Genomic DNA, 1,677 nt, shown 5'->3' on the forward strand with positions numbered 1-1,677 from the left:
TCCTTCGCCTTCCCTTCAATCCGCCAGCGTCACGCTGCCATCCAGCCCCGGCAGCATGAACGGGTTGTAGACCACTTCCCATGGGTGGCCATCGGGATCGCAGAAATAACCGGAGTAGCCGCCCCAGAAGGCATCGTGGGCGGGCTTTTGCAGGGTCGCGCCATTGGCGACGGCGCGGGCGAGGAGGGCGTCGACTTCGGCCTTGCTGCGCACATTGTGGGCGAGGGTGAAGCCGCCGAAGCCGGGGCCTCTATCCGTCATGCCGCAATCTTCGGCGAGTTTGTCGAACGGGTAGATTGCGAAGGCCAGGCCGCCGCACTGGAACATGGCGATGGCGTCGAATTTGCGGGCTTTGCGCGGCCAGCCCATGGCTTCCCAGAAGGCGACGGCGCGGGGGAGATCGTCGGTTCCGAGGGTGACGATGCTGATGCGTTGGTCCATGATGGGCTCCTGTTGATGGGGATGAGAGTGGCATGACGGCTGGAACAATGGAACGCATCGTGTTGGCGCGGCATATCGTGGGGGTGCCGACGCCGGATGATTTCCGGATCGAAACGCTGCCGATTCCGGAACTGGCGGAAGGCCAGTTGCTGATCGCCAATCGTTTCATCAGCTGCGATCCGGGCACGCGCTCGCGGTTGTCGCCCGGCGCGTCCTATGCACCGCCGTTGCAGCCGGGGCAGATGGTTGATGGCTTTGCGGTGGGCGAAGTGTTGGAGAGCCGCCACCCGAAGTTTGTGGCTGGTGAAAAGGTGATGGGCACCGGTTGGGCCACGCACATGGTGTCGAACGGGCGCGGCTATCTGGCCAAGGTGCCTGATCTGGATGTGCCGCTGAGCCTGTGGAACGGCATCTTGGGTGTGCCGGGGATGACTTCGTGGTTTGGCCTGAAGCGGGTGGCGCAACTGCAGGCGGGCGAGCGGGTGCTGGTGACCAGCGCCGCCGGGCCGGTGGGCGCGACGGCGGGTCAGTTGGCGAAGATCTGGGGTGCATCCAATGTGACGGGCATTGCCGGCGGGGCGGAGAAGTGCCGCTGGCTGGTGGAGGAATGCGGGTTCGATGCGGCGCTGGATTACAAGGCGGCCGATTTCGAGGCGCAGTTTGCTGCCGCCAGTGCGGATGGTTGGGATGTGCTGTTCGACAATGTGGGCAATGCCAGTGTCGATCGCGCGCTGCCCGTGATGCGGATGAAGGGGCGGATCGTGATTTCGGGGCAGGTGGCGGACTATAACCTCACCCCGCAGGAGGCCCCCGGCATCCACAACACGCGCGAATTCATCGGCAAGCGGCTGCGCATGGAAGGCATGGTGGTGTTTGATGACATGCCGGGCTTCCCGGCGGCCCAGGCGGAGCTGGCCGGGATGATCCGTGCTGGCCAGGTGAAGTATCGCGAGGAGATTTTTGACGGGCTGGCCAGCCTGCCGGCGGCGTTCAGCGGGCTGTTTACCGGCCAGAGTTTCGGGCGGCGGCTGATCCGCGTCTGACAGGCGCACGTGCAAACACTGGCAAAGCCGCGCGCCTGGGCGTAAAGGAACGCGGTTCATCCCGCACAACGGTAAGGGTTACACATCATGGGTTCGTTCAGCCTCACGCATTGGCTGGTGGTCATCCTGGTCATCGTGCTGTTGTTCGGCCGTGGCCGCATTTCCGATCTGATGGGTGATTTTGCCAAGGGTA

At 64.0% G+C, this 1,677-nt stretch carries 3 protein-coding genes; 2 read left to right on the plus strand and 1 reads right to left on the minus strand.

The features are described from left to right. Positions 1 to 15: 15 nt before the first annotated feature. The gene (locus RT662_RS13365) at positions 16 to 441 is read right to left on the minus strand and encodes a VOC family protein (protein WP_313671193.1); all 426 of its coding nucleotides are present in this window, start codon (positions 439 to 441) and stop codon (positions 16 to 18) included. 32 nt (positions 442 to 473) lie between these two features. On the opposite strand from RT662_RS13365, the gene RT662_RS13370 reads away from it, so the two are divergent. Both RT662_RS13370 and RT662_RS13375 read left to right on the plus strand, forming a co-directional pair. After that, positions 474 to 1,484 carry an NADP-dependent oxidoreductase gene (locus RT662_RS13370; protein ID WP_313671194.1) on the plus strand — a complete coding sequence of 337 codons (1,011 nt, stop codon included), beginning with the start codon at positions 474 to 476 and terminating at the stop codon, positions 1,482 to 1,484. A gap of 87 nt (positions 1,485 to 1,571) precedes the next feature. Beyond that, the coding region (locus tag RT662_RS13375) for a twin-arginine translocase TatA/TatE family subunit (protein WP_313671195.1) at positions 1,572 to 1,677 on the plus strand (106 nt) is incomplete at its 3' end.

It is taken from the genome of Sandarakinorhabdus sp., assembly GCF_032115815.1.
Taxonomy (GTDB): Bacteria; Pseudomonadota; Alphaproteobacteria; order Sphingomonadales; family Sphingomonadaceae; genus Sandarakinorhabdus.